15 protein-coding genes are annotated in these 14,954 nt (G+C 56.6%); 5 read left to right on the top strand and 10 right to left on the bottom strand.

Translation table 11 applies throughout. From position 1 onward, the window contains the following. Positions 1–8 precede the first annotated feature (8 nt). Entirely contained in the window at positions 9–494 is a 486-nt protein-coding gene (locus GQF03_RS13495; RefSeq protein ID WP_161339823.1) for a cupin domain-containing protein, read from the top strand. Here the strand turns inward: GQF03_RS13495 and GQF03_RS13490 are convergent. The 4 genes from GQF03_RS13490 to GQF03_RS13475 are packed head-to-tail and all read right to left on the bottom strand — an operon-like array spanning position 491 to position 4,295. Beyond that, positions 491–1,504, bottom strand: a complete 1,014-nt coding sequence (locus tag GQF03_RS13490; RefSeq protein ID WP_161339822.1) for an ABC transporter ATP-binding protein — start codon at positions 1,502–1,504, stop codon at positions 491–493. The genes GQF03_RS13495 and GQF03_RS13490 overlap by 4 nt on opposite strands. Next, complete coding sequence (locus GQF03_RS13485; RefSeq protein ID WP_161339821.1) at positions 1,501–2,496, bottom strand: ABC transporter ATP-binding protein; 996 nt, start codon at positions 2,494–2,496, stop codon at positions 1,501–1,503. The genes GQF03_RS13490 and GQF03_RS13485 overlap by 4 nt, the downstream gene beginning before the upstream one ends. Continuing rightward, positions 2,497–3,348, bottom strand: coding sequence for an ABC transporter permease (locus GQF03_RS13480; RefSeq protein ID WP_161339820.1), 852 nt, complete (start codon positions 3,346–3,348; stop codon positions 2,497–2,499). It abuts the gene before it with no gap. After that, on the bottom strand, positions 3,345–4,295 hold the full coding sequence (locus tag GQF03_RS13475) for an ABC transporter permease (protein ID WP_161339819.1): 951 nt from the start codon (positions 4,293–4,295) through the stop codon (positions 3,345–3,347). Before GQF03_RS13475 ends, GQF03_RS13480 begins: the two co-directional genes overlap by 4 nt. A gap of 226 nt (positions 4,296–4,521) precedes the next feature. Between GQF03_RS13475 and GQF03_RS13470 the strand changes: the two genes are divergently transcribed. Then, complete coding sequence (locus tag GQF03_RS13470; protein ID WP_161339818.1) at positions 4,522–5,136, top strand: SCO family protein; 615 nt, start codon at positions 4,522–4,524, stop codon at positions 5,134–5,136. 17 nt (positions 5,137–5,153) lie between these two features. Then, complete coding sequence (locus GQF03_RS13465; RefSeq protein WP_161339817.1) at positions 5,154–5,645, top strand: copper chaperone PCu(A)C; 492 nt, start codon at positions 5,154–5,156, stop codon at positions 5,643–5,645. 54 nt (positions 5,646–5,699) lie between these two features. Here the strand turns inward: GQF03_RS13465 and GQF03_RS13460 are convergent, their stop codons facing one another. Then, complete coding sequence (locus GQF03_RS13460; RefSeq protein ID WP_161339816.1) at positions 5,700–6,530, bottom strand: HTD2 family dehydratase; 831 nt, start codon at positions 6,528–6,530, stop codon at positions 5,700–5,702. Positions 6,531–6,623: 93 nt separating this feature from the next. Here GQF03_RS13460 and GQF03_RS13455 point away from each other — a divergent pair, with 93 nt between their 5' ends. Then, positions 6,624–7,580 carry a CHAD domain-containing protein gene (locus tag GQF03_RS13455; RefSeq protein ID WP_161339815.1) on the top strand — a complete coding sequence of 319 codons (957 nt, stop codon included), beginning with the start codon at positions 6,624–6,626 and terminating at the stop codon, positions 7,578–7,580. Positions 7,581–7,584: 4 nt separating this feature from the next. On the opposite strand, the gene GQF03_RS13450 is transcribed toward GQF03_RS13455, so the two are convergent. The 4 genes from GQF03_RS13450 to GQF03_RS13435 all read right to left on the bottom strand — a co-directional run bounded on the left by GQF03_RS13450 (position 7,585) and on the right by GQF03_RS13435 (position 12,385). Beyond that, positions 7,585–8,388, bottom strand: coding sequence for a sterol desaturase family protein (locus tag GQF03_RS13450; protein WP_161339814.1), 804 nt, complete (start codon positions 8,386–8,388; stop codon positions 7,585–7,587). 134 nt (positions 8,389–8,522) lie between these two features. Next, positions 8,523–9,068, bottom strand: a complete 546-nt coding sequence (locus tag GQF03_RS13445; protein WP_161339813.1) for an NAD(P)-dependent oxidoreductase — start codon at positions 9,066–9,068, stop codon at positions 8,523–8,525. A 71-nt stretch (positions 9,069–9,139) separates the two neighbouring features. Next, positions 9,140–9,550, bottom strand: a complete 411-nt coding sequence (locus GQF03_RS13440) for a tellurite resistance TerB family protein (RefSeq protein WP_161339812.1) — start codon at positions 9,548–9,550, stop codon at positions 9,140–9,142. A gap of 60 nt (positions 9,551–9,610) precedes the next feature. Next, on the bottom strand, positions 9,611–12,385 hold the full coding sequence (locus tag GQF03_RS13435; RefSeq protein WP_161339811.1) for an ATP-dependent DNA helicase: 2,775 nt from the start codon (positions 12,383–12,385) through the stop codon (positions 9,611–9,613). Positions 12,386–12,490: 105 nt separating this feature from the next. Here GQF03_RS13435 and GQF03_RS13430 point away from each other — a divergent pair, with 105 nt between their 5' ends. Further along, on the top strand, positions 12,491–14,080 hold the full coding sequence (locus tag GQF03_RS13430; protein WP_161339810.1) for a lysine--tRNA ligase: 1,590 nt from the start codon (positions 12,491–12,493) through the stop codon (positions 14,078–14,080). Between the two features lie 15 nt (positions 14,081–14,095). Here GQF03_RS13430 and GQF03_RS13425 read toward each other — a convergent pair whose 3' ends face one another. Next, the gene (locus tag GQF03_RS13425; protein WP_161339809.1) at positions 14,096–14,941 is read right to left on the bottom strand and encodes a branched-chain amino acid aminotransferase; all 846 of its coding nucleotides are present in this window, start codon (positions 14,939–14,941) and stop codon (positions 14,096–14,098) included. Positions 14,942–14,954 lie beyond the last annotated feature (13 nt).

The raw sequence follows: 14,954 nt of genomic DNA, 5'->3' as shown, positions 1-14,954 counted from the left end.
ATCAATCCATGACAGAAGGAAATACGGCGGACATGATCGCCGTGAAAGCCACCGAGGTGGCCCCGCGCACCAAGCCGTCTAATTACCCGGAACCGTTTTTCAGTCGCATGAGTGGACGGGTAAAGCGTCAACTCGGAGACGTGTTTGGCATTTCCAATTTCGGCGTGAACCTTACGCGGCTGGCACCGGGTGCAGAATCGTCGTTGCTTCACCGGCACAGCAAGCAGGATGAATTTATCTACATTCTTGAAGGCTCGCCGACGCTGATTACTGAGGATGAAGAAATTGTTCTGGCGCCGGGTTACTGCGCCGGGTTTCCGGCGGCCGGGATCGCTCATCAGATTGTTAATCGAACGGATATGGACGTTCTCTACCTTGAGGTTGGCGATCGGACGCCCGGCGATGAAGGCAGCTACCCGAAGGATGACCTGCAGGCGGTTCTCGGCCCCGACGGCAAATGGCAGTTCACGCACAAGGATGGCACCCCCTATTAGGAGTGCGGCTGAGCCTTTTTTATCATCTCATCGGAAAAATGACAGGCGGCCAGGTGAGCCTCGCCGACCGGGGTCAAGGGGGGCTTGACCTCCCGGCAGACATCTTGCGCCATGGGGCAGCGGTCACGAAATACGCAGCCCGTGCGCCGCTCTGTCTGGCCGGTTACATTTCCCTTGAGTTTGATGCGCGAGCGTTTTTGGCCTGATCCGGGCTTGGGGACGGCGTCCAGCAGAATACGGGTATAGGGGTGAGCCGGGGTGTTGAACATATCCTCCGTCCGCCCCTTCTCGACGATTTCTCCAAGATACATGACCGCCACTTCGTCACAGAGATATTCGACGACGGCAAGATCGTGGCTGATGAACATGTAGGTGACGCCAAACTCCTTCTGCAGGTCTTTCAGGAGATTGAGAACCTGCGCCTGCACCGATACGTCAAGGGCGGAGACCGGCTCGTCGGCGACGATCAGCTCGGGATGGGTGATGAGCGCGCGGGCGATGGCAATGCGCTGGCGCTGGCCGCCAGAGAATTCGTGCGGATATTTGCTCACATCTTGCGGTTTGAGGCCGACGGATTTAAGGGCCTCCGCGACGCGGCTGTCCTTTTCCTCCTTTGAGATAGGTCCCACCGCTGCCAACGGTTCCGCGACAATCCGGCCAACCGTGTGATGCGGGTCCAGTGAACCGTAGGGATCCTGAAAGACCATCTGGAAATGCCGGCGGAGCGGCCTTAATTGATCGAAGCTGAGACCGACAACCTCTTTGCCGAGAATCTTGACGGAACCGGAATCGGTATCTTCCAGCGCCATGACATTGCGCGCAAGAGTCGATTTACCGCAGCCGCTCTCGCCGACGATCCCGAAGCTTTTGCCCTTTTGGATTTCGAAGGTAACGCCGTTGAGCGCATAGACATGACCGGGCTCCGAAAACAGGCTCTCCCTTGGCAGGCGGTAATGGCGTACCAGATCGCGAACTTCCAGAACGGGGATGCTCCGGCTTTCATCCGTCATGAAAACAGCTCCTCCGTTTTGCGGCTGCGCGCTTCCTGAAGATGATGGCAGGCGACGGCGTGTCGGGGTTCTATTTCCTCAAGTGGCGGTGGGGTATTCCTGCAAATATCCGTTGCAATTGGACAGCGATCCGTGAAGGTGCAGCCCGCGGGCAGGTTGATCAGGTCCGGTACGGTGCCGGGTATGGTCACAAGGCGCATCGTCCGGGCCCGGCCAAGTTTCGGCATGGCCGCGAAAAGCCCCTGTGTATAGGGATGGACGAGTTCATTGAAAATCTGTTCCGTGCCGCCCTTTTCGACGGCGGCGCCGCCGTACATAACCAGAATATTGTCCGTATTTTCCGAAATCACGCCGAGATCATGTGAAATCAGGATGAGTGCCATGCCGTCTTCCTGTACCAGGTTCTGGATCAGTTCCAGAATCTGGTCCTGAATAGTCACGTCGAGGGCGGTTGTCGGTTCATCGGCGATCAGGACGTCCGGTTTGCAGGAAAGCGCGATGGCGATCATCACCCTTTGCCGCTGCCCCCCCGAAAGCTGATGCGGGTAGTTGTCGATCCTGGCTTCGGGATTGGGGATGCCGACACGGTCCATGAGATGCAGCGCTTCCTCCCGCGCGGCACTCTCCGACAATCCCAAATGCAATTGCAGCGGTTCCATTATCTGATTGCCGACGGTATGCACGGGATTAAGGGACGTCATGGGCTCCTGAAAAACCATCGCCAGGCGGTTCCCTCGTATCCGGCACATCTCGGCTTCGGTCTTGTCGAGGAGATTTTCCTCATCGAGAAGGATCTCTCCCCTGGTTTCGCTCAATTCCGGCAAAAGCCCCATGAGCGCAAGGGCGGCCATGGATTTTCCGCAGCCGCTCTCGCCGACAATGCCGAGGGTTTCACCCTTGTTAAGGCTGAAGCTGAGGTCGCGAACCGCCCGTGCGGGGCCGTCATTGGTGGCGAGGATAACCGAAAGATTCTTGACGTTAAGAAGGCTCATCTACCGTTTCCTCGACAATCTTGGATCCAGGATGTCCCGCAGGCCATCACCGAGCAAATTCAAGCCGAAGACGGCGGTTGCAATGGCAAGGCCGGGATAGACCGCCTGCATTGGATCCAGGAACATCAGCGTTTGCGCCTCGTTCAGCATCCGCCCCCAGGACGGTTCGGGGGGTTGCGTGCCAAGGCCAAGGTAGGAAAGCGCCGCCTCGGCCAGGATGGCGATGGCGAACAGGATGGTGGCCTGCACGATAATGATCGAGAGGATATTGGGAAGAATATGCTCAAAAGTGATGCGTAAACGCCCCTTGCCGGACGCGCGGGCCGCCATCACGAATTCCCGTGCCCAGATGGCATTCGCCGACCCCCGGGTAAGACGGGCGAAGACCGGAATATTATAAAGCCCGATCGCGAGAATCGAATTGACGCCGCCCGGGCCGAAAATTGCGGTCAGCATGATGGCCGAGAGAATGGCCGGAAAGGCGAAGGAAAAATCCGAGAGCCGCATGATGATTTCCTCGGTCCACCCGCGCCGCGCTGCCGCGAGAAGGCCGAGGCTGACGCCCATGGAAAGCCCGATGGAAACGGCAACGACCGCAACGACGATGGAATTCTGGGTGCCGGTCATCAGCATCGAGGCAATATCGCGCCCGAAGCGATCCGTCCCAAGCCAGTGATCGGCAGACGGCGGCAAAAATCTGTTGGCGATGGTAATGTCGTAGGCTGACCCGGGGGTCCAGAAGAGCGAAATGGCCGCGCAGACCAGCAGAAATGCCGTCATGATGCCGCCAACCATGAAGCTGCGGCTACGGCGACATCGGCTCAGGAAGGATAGGGAACGCGTGTCACTCATATATCATGCGCCTTCAATCGCGGGTCGACGACGGCGTAGAGGATGTCGACGATGAAGTTCACGGTGATCACCATTGTCGCCAGCAGCAGAATGACATTCTCGACGACAATGGTATCGCGATTATTGATGGCCTTGAGGACCAGCGAACCCAGGCCCGGAATATGAAAAACATTCTCGACGACGACTGTCCCTGTCAGCAGCGCCGAGAACTGGATCCCCGTAACGGTTAGGACGGGAATCAGCGCATTGCGGAGCACATGCCGCCAGAGCGTCGCCCGTTGGCTTAATCCCTTGGCGCGGGCGGTGCGCACATAATCTTCGCGGAATACTTCCAGCACCGAGGATCGGGTGATACGGGCAAGAATGGCGCCGACAACGGTTGCCAGCGCAAGGGACGGCAGCAACAGCGCCTTCAGGCAAACCAGAATGCCTTCATCCCATCCCGGAAATCCGCCGGCGGGCAGCCAGCGAAGCTCGATGGCAAAAAGAATTATCAATAGAATGGCGAGCCAGAAATTCGGAATGGAAATCCCGAGCTGACTAATCCCCATCAAGGTAACATCGCCCGCCTTGTTGTGATTTGCGGCGGCATATAGGCCGATCACGAGGGCCAGGACGATGCTGAGGGCGATCGACATCACGGCAAGCGGCAGCGTGATCAGCATCGCGCCTTCGATCAATTCCCAGATCGGCACCTTGTAGGCGTAACTGTTCCCCAGTTCCCCTTGCAGCAGGCCGGTTATCCAGCTCCAGTAGCGTTCGACCGGTGGCCGGTCGAGCCCGAGTTCCTTGGTTAGGGCGCGTACAGCCTCATCACTTGCATCGACCCCGAGAATGACAAGCGCGGGGTCGCCGGGAAGAATCTCCATGACGAGAAAAATAACCATCGATGCGCCGATGAGGGTCGCAATCAGGGTTAGGACTCGCTTCGCAATAAAAACGCTCATATATTATTTTGGTGCCAACCGGTTAGCGCTATTCAGAAGTTAATTTTGTTTGCGCACAAACAGGGTATCGTCAGAAGAATAAACGGTCAATCTCCTATCCGTAGGAACAGATGACCTCATGCGATAGAATGACGCAGTTTATCTTTTTATCTTGTGATCGCGAAACGGGGAAACTATGCATGGCAAATGACCGTTATAATGCAGAATTTTTAAGCAGCCGTACTAGATGAATAAAATATTCGCACTACTGATCGCTTTTTTTCTGCTGGCCAGTGCAGGGGCCATCGCCCTATGGATGATGGGCGGCCTTCCCTGGAGTGGAGGGAAGACCGGCACCAGTTCCTCTGTCGTCGTTGGCGCGCCGCAAATCGGCGGCTCTTTCTCTCTCGTCAACCACAAAGGGGAGCGAGTAACGGACGAGGATTTCAAAGGAAAGCTTCTCTTGATATTCTTTGGGTTTACCAATTGCCCGGATGTTTGCCCGACTGAAATGCAGACCATTTCCCTTGTCATGGAAGAACTTGGCAAAGACGCGGACCAGGTAATCCCGATTTTTGTGACGGTCGATCCCGAGCGCGATGACGTGGCGACAATGGCGGAATTTGTCGCCGCCTTCCACCCGTCGCTTGTCGGATTAACGGGAAGCGCCGAAGAAATTGACGAAATCAAGCGCAAATATAGGGTTTATGGCGAGAAGCAGGAAAACGGGGATCCTGAATACTATCTTGTCAATCATACATCATTCACCTATCTGATGGATCGAGATGGTTCCCTGATTAAAGTTTTCTCCTACGGTGTGTCACCGGAGGAGGTCGCCGCGACAATCCGTGAGCAGTTATAGCCATTGAGGAAATATAAATGAAATATCTGAAATTATTGCCGGTTCTTCTGTTTATCGGGGTTGTGGCTCTGAATGCCGAATCGGATATGTTCCAGTCACATGCGTCTGAAAAGAAGGGCATGATGGTCACGGACGCCTGGTCCCGTGAACGGCCGGCGAATGCGGCCATGGGGGGCGCATTTGTCACGCTGCACAATATGGAAGGTGAACCGGATCGCCTTGTCTCGGCATCCAGTCCCGTTGCGGACCGGGTGGAGATTCATAACAGCGCGATGAAAGATGGTGTCATGAGCATGTTTCAGGTCGAGGAACTGGTGATCCCGGCCGGCGAAACCGTTGAAATGAAGCCCGGCAGCTTTCATGTGATGCTCATGGGCCTGAAAGAGCCTTTGGCGAAAGGCGCGAAATTCCCGCTGACACTCAATTTTGCACGGGCGGGTGAAATCACCGTGACGGTCTCCGTGAAAGAGGCCGGCGCCATGGAAATGAAGATGCACAAGCATAACTAACGCCCGCGCAAGCATGGCATCAGAAAGGGGCTGCCTGTGCAGCCCCTTTTTTATTCAGAATTCAGCCGTCGCCTTGACGGCGAGTTCCCCGGCGGGGCCGCGAACCCATACTGTGCAGTGATCGTTGCTCTCCGCTTTGCCGCTCAGGGTAAAAGGCGCTGTATCGAAGATCGGGTTGAAATTGCGGAAACTGAATTTCCTGAGTTCACGTCCCCCCATCTTATTCACGGCAAGGCGCATCAACAGAGTGCCGAGCAGAGGCCCGTGAACGATAAGACCCGGATATCCTTCGGCATTCTTGCAATACTCCCGATCATAATGGATGCGATGCCCGTTGAAGGTGAGCGCGGAATAGCGGAACAGCAGGACCGGATCCGGCGTCACGGTTACATCCCATTCGCCATCATCCGGCGCCGCTTGCGGCGATTTGCTCGATCCGCTTGTTTTGCCGGCCGCCTCGCGGAACACGATATCATGCTCCTCCGTCAGGCAGAGCCTCGCGTCTGTCGTTACCTGATGCTCGACTGTTACGAAAACAAGGGCGCCGGTCTGCCCTTTTTTCTGAGACACGCTTTTGACGGTCGATGTTTTCCTGGCCCTCTCTCCGGCGCGGAGCGGTGCATGAAAAGCCAGGCGGCCGCCGGCCCACATGCGGCGGGGAAGATCGACAGGCGGCAGAAAATCACCTTTTATGCCATGGCCGTCCGGACCAATCCTTGACTGACGGTCTGTCGGCAGAAAATACATCCAGTGCCCGCCCGGCGGCACGATATTGGATGCGGGCTCCTCTTCGTCCATGAGGGCCGCGAAGCCGTCCAGTGATTGCTGATGAATTATTTCCTCCCGGGAAATCTGATTTCCAACCCAGTCCTCCAGTTTTTTCATTAGTATTGTTCTCTCGGTTGTTTTTCCTGTATCGATCAGATTAGCATATGTACATTATCGTTCCGGGTAAATAATTCTAACCAAAGTGCCGTCATGTCAGCCAAATCCCAAGTGCATAAGCTATCGGATATCGAATTACGGGCAGACATGGATGTCGAGGCTGCGGCAAAAGCCATTTTCCGGGAATGCGCACATCATCTGAAGGCAAATTTCCACCAGTTCAAGCTGGAGGGGGACCCGATGGCGCTGATGCAGATACGTATCGGCGTGCGCCGCATGCGGGTCGCACTTCATATTTTCCGGACGATTATTCCCAAAGAGGTTCGATCAGGCTTTAACCGCGAATACCGCTATTTCGGAAACCTGCTCGGTGATGCCCGCAATATGGATGTTTTTATGGACGGTACGCTTATGCCGGACATAAAGACAAAGGACTTCAAACGGGTATCCAAAGAACTGTTGCGCCTCGGTGAGGAATTGCGCACTGAAGAGTATGACATCATCATTCATGAAATTTCCGGCGGACATTTTGAGCGCGTTTCCAAATCCTTCGACAAATGGCTGCAGAGCAACTGGTCGTCGAAACTCGGCCGCACGGCGCGGAAAGTGCTGGGCGGGCCGATATCGCCGTTTGCACTCGCCGCGATCGAGGAAGGCAATACCGAACTATTGAACCGGGGCGCCGACGTGGCAAGTCTGTCAGCAAATGAGCTTCATGATCTTCGGAAATATATCAAGCGTTCGCGGTATCATCTGCGCTTCTTTTCCGCTCTTTTCCGCGAGGAAAAAATAGCCGAAGGCTTCAATCTTCTTGTCCGGATGCAGGATTATCTCGGCCATATCAATGATGTGAAGGAAGGCATGATTATTCTTGGCCGCCTAAGCGCGGCCGTCCCGGCGGATTATTTTGCGGAGGCGCTTCGTTTCAACGCGCATGTTTATGGTGATGCAAGCAAGGAAATCGAACATCATCTTTCGGATTTTCTGAAACTCTGGCGGCAATATGAGGCATTCACCCTCGACAAGAAGGACCTTCGCCCGGCCGCCTGAACGCTTATCCTCGCCGGAACGGAAGCGCAAGCATCCAGAGAAAGCTTTGCTTGCGGCTTTTCTGATACTCGTTGAGACCGATTGTCATATCCTGATGCCCCGCAGACGGCTGATCCGTATAGGTGCCGAATAGATAGTCCCACCAGGGCAGGTTAAATCCGTAATTGCTGTTATGCTCGCCGCGGATGATAGAATGATGCACACGGTGCATATCCGGCGTTACGATGAATTTCCGGACGATGCGGTCGATACCCGCGGGTAAGCCTGCGTTGGCATGGTTAAACATGGCGACAGAACTCAACAGGACCTCGAAAATTATCACGGCCGCGACCGGTGGGCCCAGCAACAGGACGACGGCCAGCTTTAGCAGCATCGAGAGAATGATCTCGACCGGATGAAAACGGGCGCCTGTGGAGACGTCGTAATCGATATCCGCATGATGCATCTTGTGAAACCGCCAGAGAAAACTGAAACGGTGAAATATTACATGCTGCCAGTATATCACCAGATCCTGGATGATAACGGCGATTATAACGGCGACTGCTATCGGCAGGTCGATCAGGTTGAGCAGTCCCCAGCCCTTGGCGGTTGCAACGGCGGCAAGACCGACGGCGAGTATCGGAAAAAGAAGCCGGAGTATCAGTGTATTGAAAAACGTGACTCCGAAGTTATTGATCCAGCGCCAGAGCAGGGACACGCTTAACTCGCGTTTAGGTGCCAGCGATTGCCATAGACCGATGACGCCCAACGTCCCGAGGAAGAAGCTCAGGCGAATTGTCGGCTCGTGATTGGTAATATACTCAAGCATGTCGTTTGTCAGCGTCCTCTTGGATCTTCTGACAAGATAGGGTGCATGCCCTTAAAGAACCATTCAAATCGGCGGTCTGGCGAAATTGTGAAGCGCGCCGTCAACCCGCTCCCGCAATTGTGACAACGCGCCGCCTACAGAGTCGGAACTGCGGATTGTCCCGCACCGATCTCGCCCATGTATTTTATGTCCCGGGCAATCTCATCGAGCAGCGGACGGGCGCGATCGAAATCCTCCTTGCGGCCTCCTGCGCGGATGGTGAGACGACCCTCCATGGCATCCTGCTCGCTTCCAAGGGCGGGCGCGTCCATCCAGTGAGCCCCCTTCGCCTCAACCATCTCGGCATATTTCCTTGTTGCGTCGATAGATGTTTGGCCGAGATCGACAACTAATGCGCCTGTCGCAATATTGGACAGGAGACCGTCCTCCCCAGTCAGGAAGGCGTCAATCAGCGACTGTTTCGAAAGCATCAGGAAAATGATGCCGTTCTGTATCTCGTTGTTCACTTCCGCCGGTGTCTTGTACAGATTGACCGCATCGCGCGCCATTTTATAGCGAAGCGCCGGCGACCGGCTCGTCGCATGCACGGTGGCGCCGCGCGCCTTTAGTCGGCGCAACACCGGCCGCCCGACGTCGCCGAGTCCCAAAAATCCCACAGATGTCCCTGATAAACTAGCCATTCCCATTCCCTCTTTTTGTCGTTAAAGGGGATTATTATCGGACGGCAGTGTTTTGGCAAATATTTGTTGGATCAGAGGCGGGCATATCGGACGGCGGAACCGCGTTCAATAGCGGCGGCCGTCAGTCGGTCGACATCAAGACCATGGCGCAGCATTTCCAGCATACGCAGTTCTTCCTGGCTGAGCTGTCCGTCCGACACCGCGACGTCACAGGCGAGCGCATAGGCCGTGTCATAGATCTTTTTGGGCAGCACTGCCCGGATCTTGCGGATGATTTCGTCGAGCTTCTGATCCCCGTTCAGCATGTCGACACAGGCCGCTGCATCGTCGGGGAGGTGGTCTTCCTCATAATCGGCAAAGACGGGAAGCGTACGGACGATTTCTCCGATCGTGAATAACTCCCGATCCGTCATTTCGCGATCTGCCGCGGATACGATAACCATAGTTGAAATAAGGGCAGTATGCAGGTTTAGTGTCGCCATACGACGGTTTCTCCGGTCTGAAATTAAACAATTACCCCCAGAATATGAGGTTCAATCCCGTTAATCCAATGATATTTTTCGCAAAACCTGCTCTTTTTCGGCGATGAAGTTGCGGGTGAGTGCAATCGCCTCCTTGAGACCGACGCGGTGAATTTCCACTTCCGGCGGAAAAGCCGACGCGAGGCGGGAGGGCAGCATGCTGTCCAGCATGACGAAAACGCCGAAGTCATTCTCGCGCCGGAGGAGGCGGCCATAGGCCTGCTTGAGCTTCAAACGGGTCAGTTTGTCGTCATACTTGCTGCCGCCAAAAGCCTTCTTGCGTGCCTTGTGCTTGATGTCCGGGCGTGGCCAGGGAATGCGATCAAAGACGAGCAAGCGCAAGGACCTCCCCGGAACATCGACACCGTCGCGAACGGCGTCCGTGCCGAGCAGGATCGAATTTTCCTCCTCCCGGAAGATATCGACAAGAGTAGAGGTATCGAGCGCGTCCTGATGCTGCGCATAGAGATCGAAACCCGCCGCGGCCAACGGCGCCTTGATATTCTCATGGACGGCCCGCAATCGCCAGATTGCCGTGAAAAGACCGAGCGCGCCGCCGCCGCTGGCAAGGAACAATTCGCGATAGGCGGCCGAAACCTCCTTCATGTGATCCCGGCGGACGTCGGTAACCACCACAATACGGGTTTGCGCCGCGAAATCGAAGGGAGAGGCAAGATGCGCGCGCAGCGGCGGCAAAACCATGTGATGCGCCCCGGTGCGCATGTCCGCGGACTGCCAGCTTTCCGTTTCCTCATAATTATCACGGAGGGTGGCCGAGGTGACCACAACCCCATGTGCCGGTTTGAGGATGACGTCGGCGAACGGCTTAGTCGGGTCGATATAGCTTCTGTAGAAGCCAAGATCCATGTCCCGGCCGGCCAGGCGGTCGATTGCAAACCAGTCGACGAAGCCGTCCGGTGTCGGCTCCTCGATATCTTTCAGCATGGACCGCCACGGCGCGATATTGAGAGAAACGCGCCGGGAAATGCCCTGCACCGCCGCTTCGATACGAAAGCGGGTGGTGCTGTCGAGATCTTCCGCTTCTTCGTCCAGCCTCGTAATTAGGACTTTGCCGAGCGTCGCCATCGGTGTGGATAGGGCGCCAAGCGCCTTGTTGAGCCTGTCGGCCGCTTCGGGCAATCTCGGGATGACTTCGCCGATAGCGCATTCGATGGAATAGGGGCTGTCCGGCTGCTTGCATCTTGCCAGTACCTGCGTGCGGATGAGCGCGAGAAATTCCTCCATCGGGCCGTTGGGGGCGCCGTCGCGGACACGCGCAAGCCAGCCGTCGCTCGGCAGCTTGCGCGCGGCGCGGATCGCTTTTTGCAAGGCCTCTGCGCCCGCCTCGTCATCGCCGATCAGGTCACCGATACGGTTTTCGAGGCCGCGCATCCGGCTTTTGCGCCCGGTATCGTTCCCTGCGACCCAGCGCCTGAGCTCCGCCGTTTCCTGGCCGGTCAAATGGGCGGAGAAGGCGCTGTCGGCGGCATCGAAAAGATGATGCCCCTCGTCAAATACGTAGCGCCTGGGAAGGAAGGGATCGTCGGGCCGCGTCGCCCCGTTGATCATCACGAGTGCATGGTTGGCGATCACGATATCGGCCTTGCGGGCCTTGCGGCCCGATTTCTCGATAAAGCATTTGCGATAATGGGGGCAGGCAGAATAGATGCATTCGCCGCGCCGATCGGCCAGCCGCGTTATGCGCGATCGCCCCTCAAGCTCCAGAAGCCAGCTCGGGAAATCGCCGCCGACCATGTCGCCGTCGCGGGTGGCCGATATCCAGCGGGCGATAAGCCCGAGCGTTATCTGCTCAGTACGGGCCGCCGCGCCGCCCTGAAGCGCCTCTTCGAAATTTAAAAGGCAAAGATAATTCTCCCGCCCCTTGCGAACGACCGCCTTCTCCGATTTTTCCGCCGGATCGTGGTATAGACGGTTCAGCTCATCATCGATCTGCCGTTGCAGGTTCTTCGTATAGGTGGATATCCAGACGGCGGCGCCATTCTTCTCCGCCCAAATACTTGCCGGCGCGATATATCCAAGCGTTTTTCCCGTCCCCGTTCCCGCTTCGGCAAGGACAAGGTTCGGTGCATCCGCCTGGTCGCGCGGCAAAAAGGCATGCGAGGCAAGGGCGCTGAAGTCGGCCTGCTGTGGTCGTGATTCCGCATTGTCGCCGAGCATTTCCTTCAGTCTCTCCCGCGCCTCGAATTCGCTGACGGCGATATCATCCGGCGGCGGCTCGGGGGCGTAGTCCGGCCATTCAGGGAGCGCGCGCCAGGCATCGAGGCCACCATAGCGGTCCCGGCTTTCCGGAAGGCCAAGGGCGGCGAGGACCGCAGGCGCCCAGTTCCAGCCAGCCTGTCCCATCGTCATGGCGATGGCGGAAGCTTCTTTTCTATTTTTACCATTTAAACCGGTTAAAAATTTTAAAATAGAATTTGTCGCCTCGAAAAACAGGAGCGTTTGTTCCTCGGGGTTGCCGGGTGGCGACAGGTTCAGGGCGCGGGCCAATCCTCGCGCGGTTGGCAGGCAGTGTCTGGCCGGAAAAGCGAAGGCGTAAAGCTCAAGAAGGTCGAACGCCGGAAACGGATTAATACCGAGCCGACGCGCATAATTCAGCCGGTGGATGAGCAGGGGAGGCGCATCAACGACCCGTGCCGCTGTTTGCTGCACAGATGTCTTGGCAACTTCGCCATCGGGCGTGAGCCAGTAACCGCCATCGCCGCCGAGTACCAGAACCGGCGCGTCGGGGAGCAAAACTCTCCTGTTTTCCGTTGTGCTGTCGTGATTATCGGCCATTTTTCCCTGTTGCGCGCGAAATTTGCTTTGCGATCGTTGACGCCACTCACTTGTACGCCTACATTCCGCGCTTTCTTAGGATCTATTCTTCCTGTGAGGGTTACGATGTCAACGGACGCGGAAATTGCACTATCAAGCAACTCCTGGGCTTTTGTCGAGGCAAAAAAGCTCGTGGACCGCTATGCGAAGGCCGCGCCCGAAAAAGGCTATGTCCTGTTCGAAACGGGCTATGGCCCCTCAGGCCTCCCGCATATCGGGACCTTTGGCGAAGTCGCGCGGACGTCCATGGTTCGTCATGCCTTCTCGATCCTCTCCGACATTCCGACGCGGCTTATCGCCTTCTCCGATGATATGGATGGCCTTCGCAAGGTTCCCGACAACGTACCCAATCATGACCTGCTGGCGGCCAATCTCAACAAGCCGTTGACGCAGGTGCCGGATCCTTTCGGAACCCACAATAGTTTTGGCGAACATAACAACGCCCGTCTTCAGGCATTTCTGGACCAGTTCGGCTTCGACTATGAATTCCGGTCCTCGACCGAATGCTACAAGTCGGGCATGTTCGATGAAAGCCTGATGCTGGTGTTGAAGAATTACGACGCCATCATCAATGTCATCCTGCCGACGCTCGGACCGGAGCGCCGCGCAACCTATTCGCCCTTCCTGCCGATCTGCCCGCGGACTGGCATCGTCCTGCAGGTCCCGATCGTCAAGCGGGACGAGACGGCGGGCACGGTGACCTATGAAGACCCCGATACGGATGAAGATGTCACAGTTCCGGTTACCGGCGGTCACTGTAAGCTGCAATGGAAGGTCGACTGGGCAATGCGCTGGCATGCCCTTGATGTCGATTATGAAATGGCGGGCAAGGACCTGATTGACAGTGTGACGCTGTCGAGCAAGATCATCCGAATCATGGGCAAGCAGCCGCCGGAAGGATTTAATTACGAGCTTTTCCTTGATCAGGAGGGGAAGAAAATATCGAAGTCCAAGGGCAATGGTATTACGATCGAAGAATGGCTGAAATATGCTTCGCCCGAGAGCCTGTCCCTGTACATGTACCAGAATCCGAAAAAGGCGAAGCGGCTTCATTTCGACGTCATCCCGAAGGCGGTTGACGAATATTTCTCCTTTCTTGAGAAATTTCCGGAGCAGGAGGCGAAGCAGCAATATGCCAATCCGGTCTGGCATATCCATGGTGGACATCCGCCAAGCGAAGGTCTGCCGATTACGTTCGGTATTTTGCTCAACCTCGCGGCGGTCGTGAATGCGCATGAGCCGTCGGTTCTCTGGGGGTTCATTTCCCGCTATGTCGAGGGCGCGACGCCCGTGACCAATCCGGAGCTGGACAAGCTTGTCGGCTACGCGATCGCCTACTATCACGATTTCGTCAAACCGACGAAGCAATACCGCCTGCCGACGGCAAAGGAGCGCAAGGCGCTTGAAGAATTGGTCGTCGCACTTAAAGGGCTGCCTGACGGGGCGGAGGCCGCGGATATCCAGAACGAGGTGTTCCGGGTCGGCAATGAGAACCACTTCGACAACCTTCGTGACTGGTTCAAGGCGCTTTACGAGACATTGCTCGGGCAGTCGCAGGGGCCGCGCATGGGATCCTTCATCGCCCTTTACGGCGTTCAGGAAACCATCGCCCTCATCGAGCGGGTGCTGGACGGAGAGGATCTGGGGGCGGAATAACTCCGCCGCTTCTTTCTAGAAGAGCTGGCTCTCGCGGGCGAAGTCCATATACATCTTTCGCAGCTTTACTGCCACCGGACCGGGTTGTAGTTCCCGATCCTCGATGCGGGTGACGGGCATGATCTTGCCGAAGTTGCCGCTGTTGAAAATCTCGTCCGCGTTCATGACGTCTTCACGCGACATAAAGGTCTCGCAGACTTCGATTCCTGCCGCATCTGCGAGAATCTTCACCCGCTCCCGGGTGATGCCGGCGAGAAAGCACCCGGTTGCCGCCGGCGTGAAGGCGACGCCATCCTTGACCGTCCATATGTTTGAGGTCGCAAACTCCGCAACATTGTCATTGGCATCCATCAGGATCGCATTATCGAAACCGGCGGCGCGTGCGGCGGCGACAGCGCGCCCGGAGTTGGGATACAGGCAGGACGCCTTTGCATCGGTCGGCGCCATATCCCGCGCCGGGCGCCGTTCTTTCGCAAAATGCGCGGAGAAGCCGCTCGCATCCGGCATCGGGCTGTCGTAAACCGCAAGAATGAATTCGGCGCTGTCCGGTTCCGGATCAATAAAGCCACCGCGTGCGAAATACATGGGGCGGATATAAAGCTCTGATTCCTTGGGAAGCTTCCGAACGGCCTGCTTGCAGAGCTCGAGCACTTCGCCGGTTTCCATCGTCGGGTTATAGCCGAGCGCACGGGCCGAGCGCGCCAGGCGGGCGCAATGCTTGTCGAGATCCGGCGCCATACCCTGAATAGATCGGGCGCCATCAAAAACGGTGGACGCCATCCAGAACGAATGATCCATCGGGCCCATGACCCTCGGGCTTTCGTCATACCAGTCGCCGTTATAGAAATAGACACCTGCCATCGCCGGACCATCC

This window comes from Sneathiella chungangensis (assembly GCF_009882935.1).
In the GTDB taxonomy this organism is placed as follows: domain Bacteria; phylum Pseudomonadota; class Alphaproteobacteria; order Sneathiellales; family Sneathiellaceae; genus Sneathiella; species Sneathiella chungangensis.
Note: the sequence above shows the minus strand (reverse complement) of the source record. Positions and strands in the feature narration are given on the sequence as shown.

Coding starts and splice junctions, on each gene's coding strand:
- GQF03_RS13495 (WP_161339823.1), top strand. CDS start 9: ATGACAGAAGGAAATACGGCGGACATGATCGCCGTGAAAGCCACCGAG.
- GQF03_RS13490 (WP_161339822.1), bottom strand. CDS start 1,504: ATGACGGATGAAAGCCGGAGCATCCCCGTTCTGGAAGTTCGCGATCTG.
- GQF03_RS13485 (WP_161339821.1), bottom strand. CDS start 2,496: ATGAGCCTTCTTAACGTCAAGAATCTTTCGGTTATCCTCGCCACCAAT.
- GQF03_RS13480 (WP_161339820.1), bottom strand. CDS start 3,348: ATGAGTGACACGCGTTCCCTATCCTTCCTGAGCCGATGTCGCCGTAGC.
- GQF03_RS13475 (WP_161339819.1), bottom strand. CDS start 4,295: ATGAGCGTTTTTATTGCGAAGCGAGTCCTAACCCTGATTGCGACCCTC.
- GQF03_RS13470 (WP_161339818.1), top strand. CDS start 4,522: ATGAATAAAATATTCGCACTACTGATCGCTTTTTTTCTGCTGGCCAGT.
- GQF03_RS13465 (WP_161339817.1), top strand. CDS start 5,154: ATGAAATATCTGAAATTATTGCCGGTTCTTCTGTTTATCGGGGTTGTG.
- GQF03_RS13460 (WP_161339816.1), bottom strand. CDS start 6,530: ATGAAAAAACTGGAGGACTGGGTTGGAAATCAGATTTCCCGGGAGGAA.
- GQF03_RS13455 (WP_161339815.1), top strand. CDS start 6,624: ATGTCAGCCAAATCCCAAGTGCATAAGCTATCGGATATCGAATTACGG.
- GQF03_RS13450 (WP_161339814.1), bottom strand. CDS start 8,388: ATGCTTGAGTATATTACCAATCACGAGCCGACAATTCGCCTGAGCTTC.
- GQF03_RS13445 (WP_161339813.1), bottom strand. CDS start 9,068: ATGGCTAGTTTATCAGGGACATCTGTGGGATTTTTGGGACTCGGCGAC.
- GQF03_RS13440 (WP_161339812.1), bottom strand. CDS start 9,550: ATGGCGACACTAAACCTGCATACTGCCCTTATTTCAACTATGGTTATC.
- GQF03_RS13435 (WP_161339811.1), bottom strand. CDS start 12,385: ATGGCCGATAATCACGACAGCACAACGGAAAACAGGAGAGTTTTGCTC.
- GQF03_RS13430 (WP_161339810.1), top strand. CDS start 12,491: ATGTCAACGGACGCGGAAATTGCACTATCAAGCAACTCCTGGGCTTTT.
- GQF03_RS13425 (WP_161339809.1), bottom strand. CDS start 14,941: ATGGCAGGTGTCTATTTCTATAACGGCGACTGGTATGACGAAAGCCCG.